This window comes from Mannheimia cairinae (assembly GCF_028649535.1).
Classification (GTDB): Bacteria; Pseudomonadota; Gammaproteobacteria; order Enterobacterales; family Pasteurellaceae; genus Mannheimia; species Mannheimia cairinae.
In genome coordinates this window covers 48,451-70,595 of the sequence record NZ_JAQSJE010000006.1, presented here as the reverse complement: position 1 = coordinate 70,595, position 22,145 = coordinate 48,451, and the positions used below count along the sequence as shown (strand labels likewise).

The window sequence follows — 22,145 nt, the reverse complement described above, 5'->3', positions numbered from 1 at the left end:
CACGCATTCTAACGAAGCTGAATAGAAATTACTGTGACATAGATCACACTTTAGATTTTATATATCAAAAAAGAATAAGGGAAACGATTGCGTTTAAAAAAAGATTTAAACCTATTCTATTCGGGGTAAAATAAAGCCAAAAATTTGCAAAATATTTACTTTTTATAACCGCTTGTTTTCCCAATTTTGATTAAAGTGTAAAATAGGTAAAAAATTTATTTAAGAAGGAAGATTATTACAATGGCACACAAATATCTTGAACATTACTACCTGGAAATGCAGGAACATTTTTTATATGTGCCATATTTGCATCAACACCGTCGTATTCGAGTGTTATTACCAAAAGATTATCGTGCAGATAACTGGGAGCATTACCCCGTATTATATATGCACGATGGGCAGAATGTGTTTTATAGCAAAGAATCCTATTCCGGGCATTCGTGGAAAATTATTCCGACTATTAAACATCATAAAGAGCTACCTAAGTTAATTATTGTCGGCATTGATAATGCTGGTACAGAACGTTTAAATGAATATGGTCCGTGGAAAACCACAACAGGTTCCACGCCAGAAACGAAAAATGCTGGTGGTTTAGGGGTTGATTATGCTAAGTGGGTGGTTGAAACGGTAAAACCTTTTATTGATGTGCATTATCGTACCAAGCCACAGCGTGAACATACCTTATTGGCTGGCAGCTCAATGGGCGGAATTATCACTGCTTATATGGGCAATGCTTACCCAACAGTTTTTGGTCATTTAGGCGTGTTTTCGCTTGCCTCTTGGTTTAGTGAACCTGATTTTTTACGCTTTACCCACCAACATCCACTTAATCCAAACACCAAAGTATTTATTCAAGTGGGAACGAATGAAGGCGATGAAATTGACTCGCACTTTATTTCCAATATGAACCAAGCTTATATTGACTGTACGCTAAATTACTACCAAGCTTTAATTCGCACAGGCGTGCCACTAGATAACATTCGTCTCCGCATTATGGCAAACGAAATTCACCACGAAATGCATTGGGCCGATCATTTTGTCGAGTTTCTGCGTTTTTCGTTGATGAATCACTAAGTTTTTGGTTTTATTCATTAATATAGATATAGGGTAGTGAAACAATACTACCCATTCTTGCTTTTTTGCAAAAAATCGGTATAATTCGACCGCTTGTTCTAACGATTTTAGAACAATTCACCGCCCTCACCTCGAACGAGGGTTTTATTTTTACTATCAATACATTAGAGGAAAGGTTATGGTAACCATTCGTTTAACTCGTGGCGGAGCTAAAAAACGCCCATTTTACCAAATCGTGGTAGCGGACAGCCGTTCACCTCGTGACGGTCGCTTTATCGAGCGTATCGGTTTCTTCAACCCATTAGCAACAGGTCAAGCTGAACGTTTACGTTTAGATGTGGCTAAAGTTGATGCTTGGGTTACAAAAGGTGCTGATTTATCAGACCGTGTTGCTTCTTTAGTAAAAGAAGCTCGCAAAGCAGCTTAATTTTTATTTAAGCCAAAACAAAATTAAATAAGTAGGTGGGTATGAGCGAACAAAAAATCGAAGTTGTCGGCAAACTAGGTTCAACCTATGGTATCCGTGGCTGGTTACGCCTCTATTCATCAACTGAACAATCTGAAAGCATTTTCGATTATCAGCCGTGGTTCTTAAAAATTAAGGGGCAATGGCAACCAATCGAATTAGAAAGCTGGCGTTATCATAGCAATGATTTGATTGTGAAATTAGTCGGTACCGATGACCGTGAGACTGCACAGTTATTAACCAATGCCGAAATCGGTGTGGATTTATCTGTGTTTCCTGAATTGGAAGATGGCGATTATTACTGGCACGATTTAATCGGCTGCCAAGTGGTAAACCTAGAAGGCTACACAATGGGCACAGTCACCGAGATGATGGAAACAGGTTCAAACGATGTGCTAGTGGTGCGAGCAAATAGCAAAGATGCTTTTGGAAAACAAGAACGATTGATCCCGTTCTTATATGAACAAGTAGTTAAAAGAGTAGATCTCGCCACCAAAACAATTACGGTGGAGTGGGACGCTGGTTTCTAACCTCAGGTATGCGGTTAGCTTTGGAAAACATTTGAGGCGTTATATATGTGGATTGGTATCATTTCACTGTTCCCTGAAATGTTTAAAGCAATCACCGATTTTGGGGTAACAGGACGTGCAGTTAAACAGAATCTACTGCAGATTGAATGTTGGAATCCGAGAGATTTCACTTTTGATAAACATAAAACGGTTGATGATCGCCCTTATGGCGGTGGTCCGGGAATGTTAATGATGGTTCAGCCTTTGCGTGATGCAATTATTGCCGCAAAAGAGGCTGCCAGAGCAGTAGAGGGTGGAGAAGCTAAAGTGATTTATCTTTCTCCACAAGGACGTAAACTCGATCAAACAGGTGTGCAAACACTAGCTTCAAATCAGAAATTGATTTTAATTTGTGGACGATATGAAGGGGTTGATGAGCGATTGATTCAAGCTGAAGTTGATGAAGAATGGTCAATCGGAGATTACGTTTTAACAGGGGGGGAACTTCCTGCAATGACATTGATTGATGCCGTTGCAAGATTTGTTCCGGGGGTATTAGGCAAACAAGCCTCAGCACTAGAAGATTCTTTTGCAGAAGGTTTATTAGATTGCCCGCATTATACCCGTCCTGAAGTGTTAGACGGTATGCCTGTCCCAGAAGTACTGATGTCGGGACACCACGAAAATATTCGCAAATGGCGGTTGGAACAATCGCTTGAACGAACGTGGTTACGACGCCCTGAGCTATTGGATAGCCTAGCTCTGACTGACGAACAACGCGTGTTGTTGGCAAAGATTAAGAAACAACACAAAATCAGTTAATTCTAGGATTTAGAAGGTTAAAAAAATGAGTAACATCATCAAACAACTTGAACAAGAACAGTTAAAACAAAACGTACCTAGCTTCCGTCCGGGTGACACATTAGAAGTTAAGGTATGGGTAGTAGAAGGTAGTAAAAAACGTTTGCAAGCGTTCGAAGGCGTGGTTATTGCAATTCGTAACCGTGGCTTGCATTCTGCATTCACACTACGTAAAGTTTCAAACGGCGTAGGTGTTGAACGTGTATTCCAAACTCACTCACCGGTAATCGACACTATTACAGTTAAACGTAAAGGTGCGGTACGTAAAGCGAAACTTTACTACTTACGTGAGCGTTCAGGTAAATCTGCACGTATTAAAGAGCGTCTTGGCAAATAATTTTGGCAAGCAAGCATTTAAAATGCAAAAGCCTTGGGGAAACCCAAGGCTTTATTTTTGGCTTTTACTTAGATATCTTAAAGAAAAAATTAAAATAACACCCTAAGGCATTAGGGTGTTACAGATAAGAACTAAATTACTTTAAGCTTCCAACCATATCTTCAGGGCGAACCCAAGCATCAAAATCTTCAGCTGAAACTAGGCCAAGATTGATTGCCTCTTCTTTTAATGTTGTACCATTTTTGTGAGCCGTTTTTGCAATTTTAGCTGCATTTTCATAACCAATATGTGTATTTAATGCAGTAACTAACATTAATGAGTTATCAAGTTGTTGTTTAATACGAGGATAGTTTGGTTCAATTCCCACAGCACAATGTTCATCGAAAGAGACGCAAACATCACCTAATAATTGGGCAGATTGTAAGAAGTTTGCTGCCATAACAGGTTTGAAGACATTTAATTGGAAGTGTCCTTGTGTTCCTGCAAACGAAATTGTAGTGTCGTTACCTAAGACTTGTGCTGCCACCATTGTCATCGCTTCGCACTGCGTTGGATTTACTTTACCCGGCATAATAGAAGAACCAGGCTCATTTTCAGGAATGAGGATTTCTCCAATACCAGAACGAGGACCAGAGGCTAGTAAACGGATATCGTTCGCAATTTTATATAAAGAAACCGCAATTTGTTTTAATGCCCCGTGGGTTTCAACAATCGCATCGTGAGTGGCTAGTGCTTCAAATTTATTTTGTGCAGTAACAAACGGTAAGCCTGTAAATTTAGCAATATAGTCTGCGACTTTTACATCATATCCTTTAGGGGTATTTAAGCCAGTTCCCACTGCGGTACCGCCTAAAGCTAATTCGGATAAGTGCGGTAGAGTGTTTTCTAATGCCTTAATACCAAATGCTAATTGGGCCGCATAAGCGGAGAATTCTTGACCTAATGTTAATGGAGTGGCGTCCATTAAATGAGTACGTCCAATTTTTACAACATTTTTAAAAGCTTCCGCTTTTTCTGCAAAAGTTTTTTGTAGGCGTTTAACACAAGGGATAGTATGTTCAACTACTTTTTTGTAAGCTGCGATGTGCATTGCTGTTGGATAGGTATCGTTTGAAGATTGAGATTTATTTACATCATCGTTAGGGTGAATAATTGATTTTTCGCCTAATTTACCGCCGTTAATAACGTGAGCACGGTTCGCAATCACTTCATTCAGGTTCATATTTGATTGTGTCCCAGAGCCTGTCTGCCAAATTACAAGTGGGAATTCGCCATCTAGTTTATTAGCAAGAATTTCATCACAAGCAGTTGCAATTAAATCACGTTTTTCAGCAGGTAAAACACCCAGCTCTGTGTTAGCAAACGCAGCTGCTTTTTTTAAGTAAGCAAATGCTTCGATGATCTCTACTGGCATTGAAGCCTCTGGGCCAATTTTGAAATTATTACGTGAGCGTTCAGTTTGGGCCGCCCAATAACGGTTGGAAGGCACTTTTACTTCGCCCATTGTATCTTTTTCAATACGATATTCCATTTTGTACTCCTAATTTTTAGAATTGAAAATCTGACGATCTCTAGTAATTTAGAGGTATGTAATGAAGAAATACTAACATAAAAGAAAAAGAAAAGAACTGCGAAAGCAGTTCCTTAGTAGAGTTTTTAGTGATTTTATGATTTGGATCACATTATTATTTTTCAATAAAAAAACGTTTTCGTAAACCATTAGCATAGAGAGCTTGATTGGCTTCTTGCATAAGCTCTCGTTTTTGTATTTCAGTAAAAGTATAAATATATTGGTGATTTAGTGCACCATTTAACTTAAATAGTAAATCTTCGCTAGCATCAACCCCAAGTTTTACAAGCTTGATATATGCAGAGATATAACCGATATCATTAAAATTTTGAATAGAATCGATACCAACTTTCTTAAGCATTCTTTCTAATTTGATGTTCATATTAGGTAGATTTCGAATTTGAGTAGCCTTCTTTCTATTAGATTCGTACTGTTTTTGCCTAAGTTCATTAAGAATAGAAAAAGTTAGATCGTTAAAGAGTTTTGTATTCGTCAGTATAGAATTTGGAATATAAAAGAATTTTTTGCTTTGCAAACCAATTTTATCATCAGATAGTGTATAGGTCTCAGGATTTTTTTGCATTATTTCTAAATAATGCTCGGCAATACGCAAATATGTCATTTTATTTTGATAGAGTGCTATCATTAAATCATCTTTAAAAACAGCATAATAAGAGAAGTAAGTTTTTAGGCGGATTTCTCCAATAATTGGTGTGAATATTGGCGTGATTTCTTGTTTGATTTCATTAATTGTTTGCATAGAGTCCTCCTGGAATAGTGTTATACAAATAGTTAATTCAGTAGTAATAAATACTGTTATGAAATAAATTTCAACTCTGATTTGTTAGAAGTGTGAAGTTGCTCGAAAAGTTTTAATAAAAAAACAGAAAATTATCTTTTATTTGAGTTACTTCAAATGAAGCGACAGGGAAGTTGTGTATCGTAATAAATTTTTTCTCTGTTTTACAAAAAGAAATATAAAAAAAGAGTTGCACTAAAAGTATTCTTTTAGTAGAATAGCTCCGCTCTAAAATACACCATAAGTTATGGTTTATAGAGACGTTTGATGTAATCATTTATCAAATGGCATTGCAGATATTGTAATGTAAAAATGTTCCTAATTTTGGAACTATATAGGTTTAACTGAGCTCCCTTAATCTATTTTATAATTGTTAAGTGGTAGTTTGGTTTTTTTATTAGCTAAATTTTTTAATTGGAGCTCTGGTCTAATGCAGAACCAAAGAATCCGTATCCGCTTAAAAGCATTTGATCATCGCTTGATCGATCAATCTACTGCGGAGATCGTAGAAACAGCTAAACGTACTGGTGCACAAGTTCGTGGTCCAATTCCTTTACCAACTCGTAAAGAACGTTTCACTGTATTGATTTCTCCACACGTGAACAAAGATGCACGTGACCAATATGAAATCCGTACTCACAAACGTTTAGTTGATATTGTTGAACCAACAGAAAAAACTGTTGATGCATTAATGCGTTTAGATCTAGCTGCTGGCGTTGACGTTCAGATTAGTCTAGGTTAATTGGGAATTTTAAGAGGTTATTACAATGATTGGTTTAATCGGTCGTAAAGTTGGTATGACTCGTGTCTTCACTGAAGACGGCGTGTCTGTTCCAGTTACCGTTATCGAAATCGAAGCCAACCGTGTTACTCAAGTTAAAACCCTTGAAAACGACGGCTATTCTGCAATTCAAGTTACTACTGGCTCTAAAAAAGCAAGTCGTGTAACTAAGCCAGAAGCAGGCCATTTCGTTAAAGCAGGTGTTGAAGCTGGACGCGGTTTATGGGAATTTCGTACTGAAGGTGAAACTCAAGAGTTCACTTTAGGTCAAGAAATCAATGTTGACATCTTTACAGATGTTAAAAAAGTAGATGTTACTGGTACATCAAAAGGTAAAGGTTTCCAAGGTGGTGTTAAACGTTGGAACTTCCGTACTCAAGATGCTACACATGGTAACTCTTTATCACATCGTGTACTTGGTTCTATTGGTCAAAACCAAACTCCAGGTCGTGTGTTTAAAGGTAAAAAAATGGCTGGACACTTAGGTGCTGAGCGTGTAACTGTTCAATCACTTGAAGTTGTTCGTGTAGATGCTGAGCGTAAATTATTATTAGTTAAAGGTGCTGTTCCAGGTGCTACTAATAGTGATGTTATCGTAAAACCAGCAGTTAAAGCATAAGTCTAGGAGATAGAGATGGAATTACAAGTTGTAGGTGCAAACGCACTAACTGTTTCTGAAACTACCTTCGGACGTGAGTTTAATGAAGCATTAATCCACCAAGTAGTTGTTGCTTATGCAGCAGGTGCTCGTCAAGGAAGTCGTGCTCAAAAAACTCGTGCTGAAGTGTCTGGTTCAGGTAAAAAACCTTGGCGTCAAAAAGGTACAGGCCGTGCTCGTTCTGGTGATGTTAAATCACCAATCTGGCGTTCAGGTGGTATCACTTTTGCTGCGAAACCACAAGATCACAGCCAAAAAGTGAACAAAAAAATGTACCGTGGTGCAATCAAAAGCATTCTTTCTGAATTAGTTCGTCAAGACCGTTTAGTGGTTGTTGAGAAATTCGAAATTGACGCACCAAAAACTAAAGTATTAGCACAAAAATTAAAAGATATGGCGTTAACTGACGCTCTTATCATTACTGCAAATTTAGATGAGAATTTATTCTTAGCAGCACGTAACTTATACAAAGTAGATGTACGTGATGTTCAAGGTATTGACCCAGTTAGCTTAATTGCTTTCGATAAAGTGGTTGTTACTGTAGATGCAGTGAAACAAATTGAGGAGATGTTAGCATGATTCAACAAGAACGTTTGCTAAATGTGTTAAAAGCACCACATATCTCTGAAAAAGCGACAAATAATGCCGAGAAAGGCAACACTATCGTTTTCAAAGTAGCATTAGATGCTAATAAAGTTGAGATTGCAAATGCAGTTGAACAACTATTTGAAGTGAAAGTGGACTCTGTACGTACTGTGGTTGTTAAAGGTAAAACTAAACGTCGTGGTGCTAAAGTGGGTCGTCGTAGTGACTGGAAAAAAGCTTATGTAACTCTTCAAGAAGGTCAATCACTTGACTTCGTTGAAGGTGCAGCAGAGTAATAACGGAGGAATAAAATAAAATGGCTATCGTTAAATGTAAGCCGACCTCCGCTGGTCGTCGTCACGTAGTTAAAGTTGTTAACGCAGAATTACATAAGGGTAAACCTTATGCACCATTATTAGATAGTAAATCAAAATCTGGTGGTCGTAACAATTTAGGTCGTATTACTACTCGTCACATTGGTGGCGGTCATAAACAACACTATCGTCTAGTTGATTTTAAACGTAATAAATTAGATGTTCCAGCTGTTGTTGAGCGTTTAGAATACGATCCAAATCGTTCTGCAAACATTGCATTAGTTCTTTATAAAGATGGTGAACGCCGTTATATCTTAGCACCAAAAGGTTTATCTGCTGGTGATACGATTCAAGCAGGTGCTTCAGCTCCAATTAAAGTAGGTAATGCATTACCAATGCGTAATATCCCTGTTGGTTCTACAGTTCATAATGTTGAATTAAAACCAGGTAAAGGTGGTCAAATTGCACGTTCTGCTGGTAGCTATGTGCAGATCATCGCTCGTGAAGGTAATTATGTTACTTTACGTCTTCGTTCAGGCGAAATGCGTAAAGTTTTAGCTGAGTGTACTGCAACCATCGGTGAAGTTGGTAACTCAGAGCATATGCTTCGCGTTCTTGGCAAAGCAGGTGCAAACCGTTGGAGAGGTATTCGTCCAACAGTTCGTGGTACTGCAATGAACCCAGTTGATCACCCACACGGTGGTGGTGAAGGCCGTAACTTCGGTAAACACCCTGTTACACCTTGGGGCGTTCAAACTAAAGGTAAGAAAACTCGTCACAACAAACGTACAGATAAATACATCGTACGTCGTCGTGGCAAATAAATTTTTAATTAACTAAAAGGTAAACACCAATGCCACGTTCCCTCAAGAAAGGTCCTTTCCTTGACCTACACTTGTTGAAGAAGGTAGAGAAGGCGGTGGAAAGCGGGGATAAAAAACCAATTAAAACTTGGTCCCGTCGTTCAATGATCATTCCATCAATGATTGGTTTGACCATCGCAGTCCATAATGGTCGTCAGCATGTTCCTGTTTATGTTTCTGATGAAATGATCGGTCATAAATTAGGCGAATTTGCCCCGACTCGTACATACCGCGGTCATGCCGCAGATAAGAAAGCTAAGAAATAAGAGGTAAAAGATGGAAACTATTGCTAAACATCGTTACGCTCGTACTTCTGCCCAAAAAGCTCGCTTAGTTGCTGATTTAATCCGTGGTAAAAAAGTTGCGCAAGCATTAGAAATTTTAACTTTCACTAATAAAAAAGCAGCAACGCTTGTTAAGAAAGTATTAGAATCAGCTATTGCAAACGCTGAGCACAATGACGGTGCAGATGTCGATGATCTTAAAGTTGCTAAAATCTTCGTTGATGAAGGTCCAAGCATGAAACGTGTAATGCCACGTGCAAAAGGTCGTGCAGATCGTATTTTAAAACGTACAAGCCACATTACTGTGGTTGTGTCAGATCGTTAATTAAGTAGGAGAATAACAAATGGGTCAGAAAGTACATCCTAATGGTATTCGCCTAGGTATTGTTAAGCCTTGGAACTCTACTTGGTTCGCGAATACACAAGATTTCGCTGATAACTTAGAAAGCGATTTCAACGTACGTAAATTCTTAAATAAAGAGTTAGCGAACGCTTCAGTATCACGTATTACTATTGAACGTCCTGCAAAAAGCATTCGTGTAACTATTCACACAGCTCGTCCTGGTATCGTTATCGGTAAAAAAGGTGAAGATGTTGAAAAATTACGCAACGCTGTTGCTAAAATTGCTGGTGTTCCAGCACAAATCAACATCGCTGAAGTGAAAAAACCAGAGCTAGATGCGAAATTAGTAGCAGATAGCATCGCTTCTCAACTAGAACGTCGTGTTATGTTCCGCCGTGCAATGAAAAAAGCGGTTCAAAACGCAATGAAATTAGGTGCTAAAGGTATCAAAGTTGAAGTTAGCGGTCGTTTAGGTGGTGCAGAAATTGCTCGCTCAGAATGGTATCGTGAAGGTCGTGTACCTCTACATACACTTCGTGCAGACATCGATTATAACATCGCTGAAGCTCATACTACTTACGGTGTAATTGGCGTAAAAGTATGGATTTTCAAAGGTGAAATTCTAGGTGGAATGGCTGCAGTGATTGAATCTGAAAAAGAACCAGCGGCACAGCCTAAAAAGCCTGCTCGCAAAGGTCGTAAATAAGGAGAATCACTGAATGTTACAACCAAAACGCACAAAATTCCGTAAAGTTCACAAAGGCCGTAACCGTGGTATCGCTGGCGGTACAGAAGTAAGCTTCGGTACATTTGGTTTAAAAGCTGTTGGTCGTGGTCGTTTAACTGCTCGCCAAATTGAGGCGGCTCGTCGTGCGATGACTCGTGCGGTAAAACGTCAAGGTAAAATCTGGATTCGTGTATTCCCAGACAAACCAATCACAGAAAAACCATTAGAAGTCCGTATGGGTAAAGGTAAAGGTAACGTTGAGTACTGGGTAGCCTTGATCCAACCGGGTAAAGTATTATATGAAATGGATGGTGTATCAGAAGAAATCGCTCGTCACGCATTTGCATTAGCTGCGGCGAAACTTCCGTTCAAAACCACATTTGTAACTAAGACGGTGATGTAATGAAAGCTCAAGAACTACGTAACAAAAATGTTGAAGAGCTGAACGCTGAATTAGTAAACCTACTAGGTGAACAATTCAAATTGCGTATGCAAGCAGCCACCGGTCAGCTTCAACAAACCCACCAGTTAAAACAAGTGCGTCGTAGTATTGCACAAGTTAAAACTGTATTAACCGAAAAGGCGGGTGAATAATGACTGATAAAATTCGTACAGTACAAGGTAAAGTGGTTAGCGACAAAATGGATAAATCATTTGTAGTTGCTATCGAACGTACAGTTAAACATCCTTTATATGGTAAGTTTATCCGTCGTACTACTAAACTTCACGTACACGATGAAAACAACGAAGCTAAATTAGGTGATGTTGTTGAAATTAAGGAATGTCGTCCTGTTTCAAAAACTAAATCTTGGACTTTAGTTCGTGTAGTTGAAAAAGCAGTTATTGCTTAATTAACTCATTAAAACATAGACCTCAGCTATTGCTGGGGTCTATCTCTTTTAAAGAGAAATTCAGCAAAATAAACCTCAAAAATAACTTGCTTAATGGTTATGTTTTGTAGTATATTTTGCACCCTGCTTATGTTCTAATTATATAAGCAGTTTCGTCCCGAAAGGGTGTTTTTTTATTTTAACGGAGCACTAATATGATCCAAGAACAGACTATGCTGGATGTTGCTGATAACTCAGGGGCTCGTAGCGTAATGTGTATCAAGGTTCTAGGTGGATCGCACCGTCGTTACGCTGCTATTGGCGATATCATTAAAGTTACTGTAAAAGAAGCAATTCCACGCGGTAAAGTTAAAAAAGGTGATGTGTTAAAAGCAGTTGTTGTGCGCACCAAGAAGGGTGTTCGTCGCCCAGATGGCGCAGTTATTCGTTTCGATGGCAACGCTTGTGTAATTTTAAACAATAACACAGAGCAACCAATCGGTACTCGTATTTTTGGACCGGTGACTCGTGAACTTCGTTCTGAGAAGTTTATGAAAATCATCTCTTTAGCTCCAGAAGTACTGTAAGGAGAGAATGTAATGGCTGCTAAAATCCGTCAAAACGATGAAGTAATTGTTCTTGTTGGTAAAGACAAGGGCAAACGTGGTAAGGTAACTTCTGTGTTACCAAATGGTAAAGTGGTTGTTGAAGGGATCAACATCGTTACTAAACATGAAAAACCAGTTCCTGCATTAGGAAAAGCTGGTGGTTTAGTAAAAAAAGAAGCTGCAATTGATGCTTCAAATGTTGCGATTTTTAACCCAACAACAAATAAAGCTGACCGTGTAGGTTTTAGAATTGAAGATGGTAAAAAAGTACGTTTCTTCAAATCTAATAATGAAATTATTTAATTAACTGGAGTAATGCGATGGCGAAACTGCATGATTACTACAGAGATACAGTAGTTAATGAATTAAAAGATAAATTCAACTACTCATCTGTCATGCAAGTCCCACGAATCGAAAAGATAACCCTGAATATGGGTGTGGGTGAAGCATTGACCGATAAAAAATTGTTAGATAACGCAGTAGCGGATTTAACAGCAATTAGCGGTCAAAAACCTTTAATTACAAAAGCACGCAAATCTGTTGCAGGCTTTAAAATCCGTCAGGGATATCCAATCGGATGCAAAGTGACCCTACGTGGTGAACGTATGTGGGAATTCTTTGAAAGATTGATTACTATCGCTGTTCCACGTATTCGTGACTTCCGCGGTTTAAGTGCTAAGTCATTTGATGGTCGTGGTAATTACAGTATGGGTGTTCGTGAACAAATCATTTTCCCTGAAATCGACTATGATAAAGTAGATCGTGTACGTGGTTTAGATATTACTATTACTACGACAGCGAAAAATGATGAAGAAGGTCAAGCTCTATTAGCGGCTTTCAATTTCCCATTCCGTAAATAAGGTAGGTTATCGTGGCAAAACAATCAATGATCGCACGTGATGTAAAACGTGTTAAGTTAGCTGATAAGTTCTACGCAAAGCGTCAAGAATTAAAAGCAATTATTGCTAATGTTAATTCTTCTGATGAAGAACGTTGGGATGCAGTGTTAAAGTTACAAACTTTACCACGTGATTCAAGCCCAAGTCGTCAGCGTAATCGTTGCCGCCAAACTGGACGTCCACACAGTGTTCTTCGTAAGTTTGGTTTAAGCCGTATTAAAGTCCGTGAAGCTGCAATGCGTGGTGAAATCCCGGGCCTTAAAAAAGCAAGCTGGTAATAACCTCTTTTAATTTGGAATCATGGGAGTAAATACATGAGCATGCAAGATCCAATCGCAGATATGCTGACCCGTATTCGTAACGGTCAAGCTGCGAATAAAGTTGCAATCAGTATGCCTTCATCTAAGTTAAAAGTTGCTATTGCAAATGTTTTAGCTGAAGAAGGTTATATCGAAAGCGTTAAAGTTGTTGAGGGTGCAAAACCTGAACTGGAAATTACTTTAAAATATTTCCAAAACAAACCAGTTGTAGAAAGTATTCAACGTGTGAGCCGTCCAGGTCTTCGCATTTATAAAGGCAAAGATGAATTACCAAAAGTAATGGGTGGTTTAGGTATTGCTGTTGTTTCTACATCTAAAGGTGTAATGACCGACCGTGCTGCTCGTCAAGCAGGATTGGGCGGTGAAATTATCTGTTACGTAGCATAATAGAGAGGTAGGAAAAATGTCTCGTGTCGCAAAAGCACCTGTTAATATTCCTGCCGGTGTTGAGGTAAAACTTGACGGTCAGCTATTAACAGTTAAAGGTAAAAACGGCGAGTTATCTCGTGAAATTCATAATGCAGTTGAAGTAAAACAAGAAGCTAACGCATTAACTTTTGCACCTCGTGAAGGTGTTGCTAATGCAGATGCACAAGCGGGTACTGCTCGTGCACTTGTTAATGCTATGGTTATCGGTGTTACTGAAGGCTTTACTAAGAAATTGCAATTAGTGGGTGTTGGTTACAGAGCTCAAATGAAAGGTAACGTTGTTGCTTTAAGTTTAGGTTTCTCTCACCCAGTAGAACATGCGCTGCCAGCTGGCGTAACTGGTGAATGTCCATCACAAACAGAAATCGTTCTGAAAAGTGCTGACAAACAGTTAATCGGCCAAGTTGCAGCAGATATTCGTGCATATCGCCGTCCAGAGCCTTATAAAGGCAAAGGTGTACGTTACGCTGATGAAGTAGTACGTACAAAAGAAGCGAAGAAAAAGTAAAGTAAGGTAACACTATGGATAAGAAAGTAGCTCGTATCCGTCGTGCAACCCGTGCACGTCATTTAATGAGAGAGCAAGGTGCAACACGTTTAGTTGTGCATCGCACACCTCGCCATATTTATGCGCAGGTAATTGCACCTAATGGCTCAGAAGTACTAGCAGCAGCTTCAACTGTTGAAAAAGTAATTAAAGAGCAAGTTAAATATACTGGTAATAAAGAAGCGGCAGCAGTAGTTGGTAAACTAGTAGCTGAACGTGCAATTGCCAAAGGTATTCAAGCGGTTGCTTTTGATCGTTCTGGTTTCAAATACCACGGTCGTGTGCAATCATTAGCAGATGCTGCTCGTGAAGCTGGTCTACAGTTCTAATAGAGGAATTTGAGATGTCAAACATCGAAAAACAAGCTGGTGAACTGCAGGAAAAGCTAATCGCGGTTAACCGTGTTTCAAAAACCGTAAAAGGTGGTCGTATTATGAGTTTCACTGCTTTAACAGTAGTGGGCGATGGTAACGGTCGAGTAGGTTTTGGCTACGGTAAAGCACGTGAAGTTCCAGCAGCAATCCAAAAAGCGATGGAAAAAGCTCGTCGCAATATGATTAATGTAGCTTTAAATGAAGGTACATTACAACACCCTGTTAAAGGTTCACACACTGGTTCACGTGTATTTATGCAACCAGCTAGCGAAGGTACTGGTATCATCGCAGGTGGTGCTATGCGTGCAGTATTAGAAGTTGCAGGTGTTCGTAACGTTCTTTCTAAAGCATATGGTTCAACTAACCCAATTAACGTTGTTCGTGCAACAATTGATGCACTTGAGAACATGAAGTCACCTGAAATGGTTGCTGCAAAACGTGGCAAAACAGTTGAAGAAATTTTGGGGTAATTGGATATGGCAAAAATTAAAGTAACTCAAACTCGTAGCTCTATCGCTCGTTTACCGAAGCATAAAGCAACGTTAAAGGGCTTAGGTCTTCGTCATATTCGTCATACTGTAGAACTTGAAGATACACCAGCTGTACGTGGTATGATCAATCAAGTATCTTATATGGTTAAAGTGGAGGAATAATCGAATGCGTTTAAATTCTCTTTCTCCAGCTGAAGGCGCTAAGCACAGTGCAAAACGTTTAGGTCGCGGTATTGGTTCAGGTTTAGGCAAAACTGGTGGTCGTGGTCATAAAGGTCAAAAATCTCGTTCAGGCGGACGTGTTCGTCGTGGTTTCGAGGGTGGTCAAATGCCTTTATACCGTCGTTTACCAAAATTTGGTTTTACTTCACTACAATCATTCCGTGTAGCTGAAATTCGTTTAAACGACTTAGCTAAAGTAGATGGCAACGAAGTAACTTTAGAAGCATTAAAAGCAGCTAATATTATTACTAAAGATATTTTATCAGCTAAAGTAATTCTAGCAGGTAAAATTGAGAAAGCAGTAGTAGTTAAAGGATTGCGTGTTACTAAAGGTGCTAAAGCTGCTATTGAAGCTGCTGGCGGTTCTATCGAGGAATAATAGATGGCAAAGCAACCAGGGTACCAAGGTAGTACACAAAAAGGGACTGGCGAGCTTAAATCAAGATTATTATTTGTTTTAGGTGCGTTAATCGTTTTCCGTATCGGTTCTTTTATACCTGTTCCTGGCATTGATGCTTCTGTATTATCCGAATTAATTCGACAACAGCAGGGCACCATCATTGATATGTTTAATATGTTCTCTGGTGGTGCTTTAAGCCGTGCTTCAATATTTGCATTGGGTATTATGCCTTATATTTCTGCGTCAATTATTATTCAATTATTGACAGCAATTCATCCGCCTTTAGCTGAATTAAAGAAAGAAGGTGAGGCTGGGCGTAGAAAAATTAGCAAATATACACGCTATGGCACATTGTTATTAGCATTTATTCAATCAATTGGTATTTCATTAGCCCTACCGAATATGGTACAAGGATTAGTTCCTAATCCAAGTTTATTATTCTATGTAACTTCTGTAATTAGCTTAGTAACTGGAACTATGTTCTTAATGTGGCTAGGTGAGCAAATCACTGAGCGTGGTATCGGAAACGGTATCTCATTGATTATTTTTGCAGGTATTGTTGCAGATCTTCCTGCAACTATAGGGCAAACAATTGAACAAGCTCGCCAAGGTGAGTTATCTTTTATTGTATTATTACTAGTAGCAATAATTGCATTTGCAGTAACTTATTTTGTTGTTTTTGTTGAACGTGGACAAAGAAGAATAGTTGTGAACTATGCAAGTCGCCAACAAGGTAGAATGATGGCACCTGCAAGATCTTCTCATTTACCACTTAAAGTTAATATGGCAGGTGTAATACCAGCAATTTTTGCTTCAAGTATTATTTTATTTCCTGCGAGTATTACTCAGTGGTTTGGTCAAAGTGAGGGGTTTGAATGGTTGTTTAGCCTTTCGCAATTATTACAGCCAGGGCAACCATTGTATATTGTATTATTTACAATGGCCGTGATTTTCTTCGCATTCTTTTATACCGGAATGCAGTATAATCCTCGTGATACAGCGGATAATCTTAAGAAATCAGGTGCGTTTGTACCAGGTTATCGACCAGGCGAACAAACATCGCGTTATATTGATAAAGTAATGACACGTTTAACCTTAATTGGTGCGTTATATATTGCTTTTGTTTGTTTGGTTCCTTTTATCATTACATCATTATGGAAAGTACCTTTCCAATTAGGTGGAACTTCTTTACTGATTGTAGTGGTTGTAATTATGGATTTCATCGCACAGGTTCAGAGCCATTTAATGTCTCAACAATATGATTCTGTGTTGAAGAAAGCTAACTTAAAAGGCTTAGGTCAATAAGCCCTAACAAAGGATAAGCAATGAAAGTTCGTGCTTCAGTAAAAAGAATGTGCCGTAATTGTAAAGTAATCAAGCGTGAAGGTGTGGTTCGTGTAATTTGTAGCGACCCTAAACACAAACAACGTCAAGGTTAATTTTACGCATATTTCTTGCAAAGAACCCGCTGAGCAGTTATACTGCTCAGCTCATTCATCCTGATATACTGTTTGAGTATCCTGAAACGGGCTTTTCAAGATCAGTATATCAATAAACTTAAATAATAGGAGTGCATAGTGGCCCGTATTGCAGGCATTAACATTCCTGATCAAAAACACACTGTAATCGCATTAACTGCAATTTACGGTATCGGTAAAACTCGTGCTAAAGCTATTTGTGCAGCAACGGGTATTGCTGAAGATGTAAAGATCAGAGAATTGTCTGAAGAGCAGATTGAAAAACTGCGTGAAGAAGTTGGTAAATTTACTGTCGAAGGTGATTTACGTCGTGAAGTAACTTTAAGCATCAAACGTCTTTTAGACTTAGGTTGCTACCGTGGTTTACGTCATCGTCGTAGTTTACCTGTACGTGGTCAACGTACTAAGACTAATGCGCGTACCCGTAAAGGTCCACGCAAACCGATCAAAAAATAGTCGGAGTAGATAAATAATGGCTAAAACACCAGTTCGCGCACGTAAGCGCGTTAAAAAACAGATTGCAGATGGCGTAGCTCATATCCACGCATCTTTCAATAACACAATCGTTACTATTACTGACCGTCAAGGTAATGCTCTAGCTTGGGCTACTGCTGGTGGTTCAGGTTTCCGTGGTTCTCGTAAATCAACTCCATTCGCTGCTCAAGTTGCTGCAGAGCGTTGTGCAGAAATGGTTAAAGAATTTGGTTTAAAGAATTTGGAAGTTATGGTTAAAGGTCCGGGTCCTGGTCGTGAATCAACAATCCGTGCATTAAATGCAGCGGGTTTCCGTATCACGAATATTACAGATGTGACTCCGATTCCTCATAACGGTTGTCGTCCACCGAAAAAACGTCGTGTATAATTGACGTTAGAATAATTGGAGAAAGAAAATGGCAAGATATTTGGGTCCTAAGCTCAAGCTAAGCCGTCGTGAAGCTACTGATTTATTTTTAAAATCAGGCGTTCGTGCGATTGAATCAAAATGTAGAAATAGACTTGATGTAGCTCCTGGCCAACACGGTGCTCGCAAGCCTCGTTTATCTGACTACGGTAGTCAGTTACGTGAAAAACAAAAAGTTCGCCGTATTTATGGTATCTTAGAGCGTCAATTCCGTAATTATTATACAGAAGCAAACCGCTTGAAAGGTAATACAGGTGAAAACTTATTAGTATTATTAGAAGGTCGTTTAGATAACGTAGTTTATCGTATGGGTTTTGCTGCAACTCGTGCAGAAGCACGCCAGCTTGTTAGCCATAAATCAATCGTAGTAAACGGTCGTGTAGTAAACATTCCTTCATTCCAAGTTTCTGTTGATGATGTGGTTGCTGTTCGTGAGAAATCTAAAAAACAAGCACGTATTAAAGCATCATTAGAATTAGCAACTCAACGTGAAAAACCAACTTGGTTAGAAGTTGATGCAACTAAAATGGAAGGCGTATTTAAACGCACTCCAGAACGTTCTGATCTATCAGCAGATATTAATGAACATCTGATCGTTGAGCTTTACTCTAAATAATAGTTAGCTTAACCGCAAAGAGAGGAAAAAATGCAGGGTTCTGTGACAGAATTTTTAAAGCCGCACTTAGTGAATATTGAACAAGTTAGTTCAACTCACGCTAAAGTGACATTAGAGCCGTTAGAACGTGGTTTTGGCCATACATTAGGTAACGCACTTCGTCGCATTTTACTTTCATCTATGCCGGGTTGTGCAGTTACTGAAGTTGAAATTGATGGTGTATTACACGAATACAGCAGCAAGGAAGGCGTTCAGGAAGATATTCTTGAGGTTTTATTAAACCTTAAAGGTCTAGCGGTAAAAGTGCAAAATAAAGATGATATTATTTTGACACTAAATAAATCTGGAATTGGCCCTGTAACTGCAGCCGACATCACGCACGATGGCGATGTGGAAATTGTAAATCCAGAGCACGTAATTTGTAATTTAACAGACAAGAATGCCTCAATTAATATGCGCATTCGTGTTCAACGTGGTCGTGGTTATGTACCTGCATCAGCACGTATTCATACTCAAAATGACGATCGTCCAATCGGTCGTTTATTAGTGGATGCACGCTTCAGCCCAGTAGATCGCATTGCTTATAATGTAGAAGCTGCTCGTGTTGAACAACGTACTGATTTAGATAAACTCGTTATTGAGATGGAAACTAATGGTACATTAGATCCAGAAGAAGCTATCCGTCGTGCTGCAACGATTTTAGCAGAGCAACTTGCTGCATTCGTTGATTTGCGTGATGTTCGTCAGCCTGAAGTGAAAGAAGAAAAACCGGAGTTTGATCCTATTCTTCTTCGCCCAGTAGATGACTTAGAGCTGACAGTTCGTTCTGCTAACTGTTTGAAAGCAGAGACAATTCACTATATCGGTGATTTAGTACAACGTACAGAAGTTGAACTTCTTAAAACACCTAACTTAGGTAAGAAATCTCTTACAGAGATTAAAGATGTTCTTGCTTCACGTGGCTTATCACTTGGTATGCGCCTTGAAAACTGGCCACCTGCAAGTATTGCAGAAGACTAGTTTCGGTATAGATTTTCTAAGAAGGAATAGGTTATGCGCCATCGTAAGAGTGGACGTCAATTAAACCGTAACAGCAGCCATCGCCAAGCGATGTTCCGTAATATGGCAAGTTCTCTAGTTGAACACGAAATCATCAAGACAACTTTACCAAAAGCAAAAGAGTTACGTCGTGTAGTTGAGCCGTTAATTACTTTAGCTAAAGCAGACAGCGTTGCAAACCGCCGTTTAGCTTTTGCACGTACACGCAACGTTGATACAGTTGCTAAATTATTCAATGAATTAGGTCCACGTTTTGCACAGCGTGCTGGTGGTTACACCCGTATTTTAAAATGTGGTTTCCGTGCAGGTGATAATGCACCAATGGCATACATTGAGTTAGTAGATCGCCCAGAAGTTGCAACAGAAGCAGCAGCGGAATAATCATCTAATTAAATTTTGAATATAAACCCCGATATTATGTTATCGGGGTTTTATTTTTTATTAAGAATAGGATAAATATGTCATCTTTATTTAAATTTTCATCTGTGGGGATAAAAAAACAGTGGTTTTCGAATGTTCGAGGAGATGTACTATCAAGCTTAGTTGTTGCATTAGCTTTAATTCCAGAAGCAATTGCATTTTCTATTATTGCTGGAGTAGATCCTAAGATCGGTTTATATGCTTCATTTTGTATTGCGGTCGTGATCAGTTTTGTAGGTGGCAGACCTGCGATGATTTCAGCGGCGACGGGAGCGATGGCATTAGTGCTAGCAAGCTTAGTTCGAGATCACGGTTTACAATATATGCTTGCAGCTACTTTGCTGACCGGAGTTATTCAAATTATTGCAGGTTGGTTAAAATTAGGTTCATTAATGAGATTTGTTGCAAGAGCAGTTGTTATTGGCTTTGTAAATGCATTAGCAATTCTGATCTTTATGGCTCAGCTTCCTGAATTACAAAATACAACTTGGCATACTTATGCTCTTGTAGGTGTTGGATTAGCTATTATCTATTTATTTCCCTATGTGCCGGTACTTGGTAAAATCATTCCATCTCCATTAGTGACTATTATTACTTTAACACTCTTTACTGTTTGGCAAGGTGTTGATGTGCGCACAGTTAGTGATATGGGGCAGCTTCCTGATACTTTACCTGTCTTCTTGTTACCTGATATTCCTTTAAATTTAGAAACTTTACTAATTATTCTGCCATATTCATTAAGTCTTGCCGCAGTAGGTTTATTGGAATCATTGATGACTGCTACTATTGTAGATGAGATGACTGAAACAGAGAGCGATAAAAACCGTGAATGTAAAGGGCAGGGTATTGCGAATATCGTAAGTGGTTGTTTTGGAGGAATGGCTGGTTGTGCAATGATTGGCCAATCAGTTATTAATGTAAAATCTGGTGGACGTACGAGGCTATCGACTTTCTTAGCTGGTATATTTTTACTGATTATGGTTGTTTTCTTAAGTGATTTACTAAAAGTAATCCCAATGGCTGCATTAGTTGCAGTTATGATTATGGTCTCTATTGGTACATTTAATTGGCAATCTGTTAAAGAACTTAAAACTCACCCTATTGGTTTTAATGTTGTGATGTTAGTTACTGTAGGGATAGTTGTTTATACTCATAACTTAGCACTTGGTGTATTTGCTGGAGTATTACTTTCGGCATTATTTTTTGCGAATAAGATTGGTCGTTATATGGTCGTTAGAGTATTGCCGACAGGAAGTGAACAAAGTTTAGGTTATGGTGTTGTAGGTCAAGTTTTCTTTGCTTCTGCAGATGATTTTATTGATCAATTTGAGTTTAATAATCCTAAAATTAAATATGTGAGTATCGATCTTACACATACGCATTTTTGGGATGTCACAGCAGTTTCAGCCTTAGATAAAGTCGTATTGAAATATCGTAAAAATGGTGTGAACGTAGATGTTATTGGTCTTAATGAGGCGAGTAAAACGCTAGTCGATCGTTTTGGTATTCACGATAAATCAGAAGATATTGATATTATTAAACATTAATTGTTTAGCTTAAAAAGCGGGCTAATTTTTGTAAAATCTTACTAAAATTAGACCGCTTGATTCTTTATAGTTAAATGATACCTTGCTCTTCTAGCTTACCTAAGAAATAAGGCATCTGTTTTCGCCAAGTTGGCCAATCGTGGTCAATATCAAAACCCCAATAGTCGAACCAAGCACGAATGCCTTTTGCGTTGAAGGCATCTTCTAGGCGATGAGTATCTTCCACGTGTTGTTCTTCCCAAGCTCCTTGCCCTACTGCAACAATATAATGATTTTGGCGATAACGGCCTAAGAACCAGTCATCGTTTTGCCCCCATATATAATCAATAGGTGAGTTGAAATAAACAGCTTTATCTCCATAGAATTCACCAGTAAAGAAGCGTGCGTCATATACACCGCTTAATGCAATAGCAATATCAAATAAGTCTGGATGACGTAATGCAAAGTTCATTGTATGGAATGCCCCCATACTGCAACCAGTGGCAATCATTGTACCGTTCCATTGAGACTCGTGGCGAATGAGAGGCACTAATTCGTGAATGATATAGCGGTCATAAGCATTGTGTGCTAATGCCATATCGTGGCCTGATTTATGTTTTGATAACCAAGATTCAGCATCATAAGAGTCTGGTGTATAGAATTTAATTAAGCCTCGTTCAATAAAGGAGCGACAAGTTTCTATCATTCCGAAGTTACCATATTCATTTTCATTCCCACCCGATGAAGGAAATACAATCACAGGCTTGCCTGCGTGGCCGTAAACATTAAATGACATTTCACGTCCTAATTCTCCACTCCAGTGGCTTCTTTTTTCAAAATGCATTGGATTTACC

The 22,145-nt window shown here is 38.8% G+C and carries 37 protein-coding genes; 34 read left to right on the top strand and 3 right to left on the bottom strand.

Annotated elements, in window-relative coordinates:
• The first annotated feature begins 240 nt into the window (after positions 1–240).
• The 5 genes from PTQ27_RS06775 (at position 241) to rplS (ending at position 3,247) form a co-directional block, all read left to right on the top strand.
• Entirely contained in the window at positions 241–1,074 is an 834-nt protein-coding gene (locus PTQ27_RS06775; RefSeq protein ID WP_273749435.1) for an alpha/beta hydrolase, read from the top strand.
• 178 nt (positions 1,075–1,252) lie between these two features.
• A complete protein-coding gene (gene rpsP / locus PTQ27_RS06770) occupies positions 1,253–1,501 on the top strand; it encodes a 30S ribosomal protein S16 (RefSeq protein ID WP_273749434.1) in 249 nt (82 codons plus the stop codon).
• A gap of 41 nt (positions 1,502–1,542) precedes the next feature.
• Entirely contained in the window at positions 1,543–2,070 is a 528-nt protein-coding gene (gene rimM / locus PTQ27_RS06765) for a ribosome maturation factor RimM (protein WP_273749433.1), read from the top strand.
• A 45-nt stretch (positions 2,071–2,115) separates the two neighbouring features.
• Complete coding sequence (gene trmD, locus PTQ27_RS06760) at positions 2,116–2,871, top strand: tRNA (guanosine(37)-N1)-methyltransferase TrmD (protein WP_273749432.1); 756 nt, start codon at positions 2,116–2,118, stop codon at positions 2,869–2,871.
• Between the two features lie 25 nt (positions 2,872–2,896).
• A complete protein-coding gene (gene rplS / locus PTQ27_RS06755; protein ID WP_273749431.1) occupies positions 2,897–3,247 on the top strand; it encodes a 50S ribosomal protein L19 in 351 nt (116 codons plus the stop codon).
• Positions 3,248–3,383: 136 nt separating this feature from the next.
• Here rplS and fumC read toward each other — a convergent pair whose 3' ends face one another.
• Positions 3,384–4,778, bottom strand: coding sequence for a class II fumarate hydratase (gene fumC, locus PTQ27_RS06750; RefSeq protein ID WP_273749430.1), 1,395 nt, complete (start codon positions 4,776–4,778; stop codon positions 3,384–3,386).
• A 154-nt stretch (positions 4,779–4,932) separates the two neighbouring features.
• On the bottom strand, positions 4,933–5,577 hold the full coding sequence (locus PTQ27_RS06745; RefSeq protein WP_273749429.1) for a TfoX/Sxy family DNA transformation protein: 645 nt from the start codon (positions 5,575–5,577) through the stop codon (positions 4,933–4,935).
• A gap of 469 nt (positions 5,578–6,046) precedes the next feature.
• Between PTQ27_RS06745 and rpsJ the strand changes: the two genes are divergently transcribed.
• The 29 genes from rpsJ (at position 6,047) to PTQ27_RS06600 (ending at position 21,312) form a co-directional block, all read left to right on the top strand.
• Entirely contained in the window at positions 6,047–6,358 is a 312-nt protein-coding gene (rpsJ, locus tag PTQ27_RS06740) for a 30S ribosomal protein S10 (RefSeq protein ID WP_001181005.1), read from the top strand.
• A 25-nt stretch (positions 6,359–6,383) separates the two neighbouring features.
• On the top strand, positions 6,384–7,016 hold the full coding sequence (gene rplC / locus PTQ27_RS06735; protein WP_273749428.1) for a 50S ribosomal protein L3: 633 nt from the start codon (positions 6,384–6,386) through the stop codon (positions 7,014–7,016).
• Between the two features lie 15 nt (positions 7,017–7,031).
• Positions 7,032–7,634: a 50S ribosomal protein L4 gene (gene rplD / locus PTQ27_RS06730; RefSeq protein WP_273749427.1), complete on the top strand. Its 603-nt coding sequence runs from the start codon at positions 7,032–7,034 to the stop codon at positions 7,632–7,634.
• Entirely contained in the window at positions 7,631–7,936 is a 306-nt protein-coding gene (gene rplW, locus PTQ27_RS06725) for a 50S ribosomal protein L23 (protein WP_025236919.1), read from the top strand. Before rplD ends, rplW begins: the two co-directional genes overlap by 4 nt.
• A 20-nt stretch (positions 7,937–7,956) precedes the next feature.
• Positions 7,957–8,778: a 50S ribosomal protein L2 gene (gene rplB / locus PTQ27_RS06720; RefSeq protein ID WP_273749426.1), complete on the top strand. Its 822-nt coding sequence runs from the start codon at positions 7,957–7,959 to the stop codon at positions 8,776–8,778.
• Between the two features lie 29 nt (positions 8,779–8,807).
• Positions 8,808–9,083, top strand: coding sequence for a 30S ribosomal protein S19 (rpsS, locus tag PTQ27_RS06715; protein ID WP_005539416.1), 276 nt, complete (start codon positions 8,808–8,810; stop codon positions 9,081–9,083).
• 10 nt (positions 9,084–9,093) lie between these two features.
• Positions 9,094–9,426, top strand: coding sequence for a 50S ribosomal protein L22 (gene rplV / locus PTQ27_RS06710; protein WP_025236917.1), 333 nt, complete (start codon positions 9,094–9,096; stop codon positions 9,424–9,426).
• 19 nt (positions 9,427–9,445) lie between these two features.
• Positions 9,446–10,150, top strand: coding sequence for a 30S ribosomal protein S3 (rpsC, locus tag PTQ27_RS06705; RefSeq protein WP_273749424.1), 705 nt, complete (start codon positions 9,446–9,448; stop codon positions 10,148–10,150).
• 13 nt (positions 10,151–10,163) lie between these two features.
• The gene (rplP, locus tag PTQ27_RS06700; protein ID WP_132501511.1) at positions 10,164–10,574 is read left to right on the top strand and encodes a 50S ribosomal protein L16; all 411 of its coding nucleotides are present in this window, start codon (positions 10,164–10,166) and stop codon (positions 10,572–10,574) included.
• Positions 10,574–10,765, top strand: a complete 192-nt coding sequence (gene rpmC, locus PTQ27_RS06695) for a 50S ribosomal protein L29 (RefSeq protein ID WP_005706394.1) — start codon at positions 10,574–10,576, stop codon at positions 10,763–10,765. Before rplP ends, rpmC begins: the two co-directional genes overlap by 1 nt.
• Complete coding sequence (gene rpsQ, locus PTQ27_RS06690) at positions 10,765–11,022, top strand: 30S ribosomal protein S17 (protein ID WP_273749422.1); 258 nt, start codon at positions 10,765–10,767, stop codon at positions 11,020–11,022. Before rpmC ends, rpsQ begins: the two co-directional genes overlap by 1 nt.
• 194 nt (positions 11,023–11,216) lie before the next feature.
• Entirely contained in the window at positions 11,217–11,588 is a 372-nt protein-coding gene (gene rplN / locus PTQ27_RS06685) for a 50S ribosomal protein L14 (RefSeq protein ID WP_005711998.1), read from the top strand.
• A 12-nt stretch (positions 11,589–11,600) separates the two neighbouring features.
• Positions 11,601–11,912 carry a 50S ribosomal protein L24 gene (gene rplX / locus PTQ27_RS06680; protein ID WP_273749421.1) on the top strand — a complete coding sequence of 104 codons (312 nt, stop codon included), beginning with the start codon at positions 11,601–11,603 and terminating at the stop codon, positions 11,910–11,912.
• A gap of 17 nt (positions 11,913–11,929) precedes the next feature.
• A complete protein-coding gene (gene rplE / locus PTQ27_RS06675; RefSeq protein WP_273749420.1) occupies positions 11,930–12,469 on the top strand; it encodes a 50S ribosomal protein L5 in 540 nt (179 codons plus the stop codon).
• Positions 12,470–12,480: 11 nt separating this feature from the next.
• Positions 12,481–12,786 (top strand): 30S ribosomal protein S14, encoded by a 306-nt coding sequence (rpsN, locus tag PTQ27_RS06670; RefSeq protein ID WP_273749419.1) that lies wholly within the window; start codon positions 12,481–12,483, stop codon positions 12,784–12,786.
• 36 nt (positions 12,787–12,822) lie between these two features.
• Positions 12,823–13,215: a 30S ribosomal protein S8 gene (gene rpsH / locus PTQ27_RS06665; RefSeq protein ID WP_273749417.1), complete on the top strand. Its 393-nt coding sequence runs from the start codon at positions 12,823–12,825 to the stop codon at positions 13,213–13,215.
• Between the two features lie 16 nt (positions 13,216–13,231).
• Positions 13,232–13,765 (top strand): 50S ribosomal protein L6, encoded by a 534-nt coding sequence (rplF, locus tag PTQ27_RS06660; protein WP_273749416.1) that lies wholly within the window; start codon positions 13,232–13,234, stop codon positions 13,763–13,765.
• 14 nt (positions 13,766–13,779) lie between these two features.
• Positions 13,780–14,133 carry a 50S ribosomal protein L18 gene (gene rplR / locus PTQ27_RS06655; protein WP_273749414.1) on the top strand — a complete coding sequence of 118 codons (354 nt, stop codon included), beginning with the start codon at positions 13,780–13,782 and terminating at the stop codon, positions 14,131–14,133.
• Positions 14,134–14,147: 14 nt separating this feature from the next.
• The gene (gene rpsE / locus PTQ27_RS06650) at positions 14,148–14,648 is read left to right on the top strand and encodes a 30S ribosomal protein S5 (protein WP_005705945.1); all 501 of its coding nucleotides are present in this window, start codon (positions 14,148–14,150) and stop codon (positions 14,646–14,648) included.
• A gap of 6 nt (positions 14,649–14,654) precedes the next feature.
• Positions 14,655–14,831 carry a 50S ribosomal protein L30 gene (gene rpmD, locus PTQ27_RS06645; RefSeq protein WP_006250021.1) on the top strand — a complete coding sequence of 59 codons (177 nt, stop codon included), beginning with the start codon at positions 14,655–14,657 and terminating at the stop codon, positions 14,829–14,831.
• A 4-nt stretch (positions 14,832–14,835) separates the two neighbouring features.
• Positions 14,836–15,270, top strand: a complete 435-nt coding sequence (rplO, locus tag PTQ27_RS06640) for a 50S ribosomal protein L15 (RefSeq protein ID WP_273749413.1) — start codon at positions 14,836–14,838, stop codon at positions 15,268–15,270.
• Positions 15,271–15,273: 3 nt separating this feature from the next.
• Positions 15,274–16,596, top strand: coding sequence for a preprotein translocase subunit SecY (gene secY, locus PTQ27_RS06635; protein ID WP_273749412.1), 1,323 nt, complete (start codon positions 15,274–15,276; stop codon positions 16,594–16,596).
• Between the two features lie 20 nt (positions 16,597–16,616).
• Positions 16,617–16,730: a 50S ribosomal protein L36 gene (gene rpmJ / locus PTQ27_RS06630; protein ID WP_006250018.1), complete on the top strand. Its 114-nt coding sequence runs from the start codon at positions 16,617–16,619 to the stop codon at positions 16,728–16,730.
• Between the two features lie 138 nt (positions 16,731–16,868).
• The gene (gene rpsM, locus PTQ27_RS06625; RefSeq protein ID WP_005599322.1) at positions 16,869–17,225 is read left to right on the top strand and encodes a 30S ribosomal protein S13; all 357 of its coding nucleotides are present in this window, start codon (positions 16,869–16,871) and stop codon (positions 17,223–17,225) included.
• A gap of 16 nt (positions 17,226–17,241) precedes the next feature.
• Positions 17,242–17,631, top strand: coding sequence for a 30S ribosomal protein S11 (gene rpsK, locus PTQ27_RS06620; protein ID WP_005705959.1), 390 nt, complete (start codon positions 17,242–17,244; stop codon positions 17,629–17,631).
• Between the two features lie 28 nt (positions 17,632–17,659).
• Complete coding sequence (rpsD, locus tag PTQ27_RS06615) at positions 17,660–18,286, top strand: 30S ribosomal protein S4 (RefSeq protein WP_273749411.1); 627 nt, start codon at positions 17,660–17,662, stop codon at positions 18,284–18,286.
• A 30-nt stretch (positions 18,287–18,316) separates the two neighbouring features.
• The gene (locus PTQ27_RS06610; RefSeq protein WP_273749410.1) at positions 18,317–19,306 is read left to right on the top strand and encodes a DNA-directed RNA polymerase subunit alpha; all 990 of its coding nucleotides are present in this window, start codon (positions 18,317–18,319) and stop codon (positions 19,304–19,306) included.
• A 33-nt stretch (positions 19,307–19,339) separates the two neighbouring features.
• Positions 19,340–19,726 carry a 50S ribosomal protein L17 gene (rplQ, locus tag PTQ27_RS06605; RefSeq protein ID WP_273749409.1) on the top strand — a complete coding sequence of 129 codons (387 nt, stop codon included), beginning with the start codon at positions 19,340–19,342 and terminating at the stop codon, positions 19,724–19,726.
• Positions 19,727–19,803: 77 nt separating this feature from the next.
• Positions 19,804–21,312: a SulP family inorganic anion transporter gene (locus PTQ27_RS06600; RefSeq protein WP_273749408.1), complete on the top strand. Its 1,509-nt coding sequence runs from the start codon at positions 19,804–19,806 to the stop codon at positions 21,310–21,312.
• Positions 21,313–21,382: 70 nt separating this feature from the next.
• Here PTQ27_RS06600 and PTQ27_RS06595 read toward each other — a convergent pair whose 3' ends face one another.
• Positions 21,383–22,135 (bottom strand): esterase family protein, encoded by a 753-nt coding sequence (locus tag PTQ27_RS06595; RefSeq protein WP_273749407.1) that lies wholly within the window; start codon positions 22,133–22,135, stop codon positions 21,383–21,385.
• Positions 22,136–22,145 lie beyond the last annotated feature (10 nt).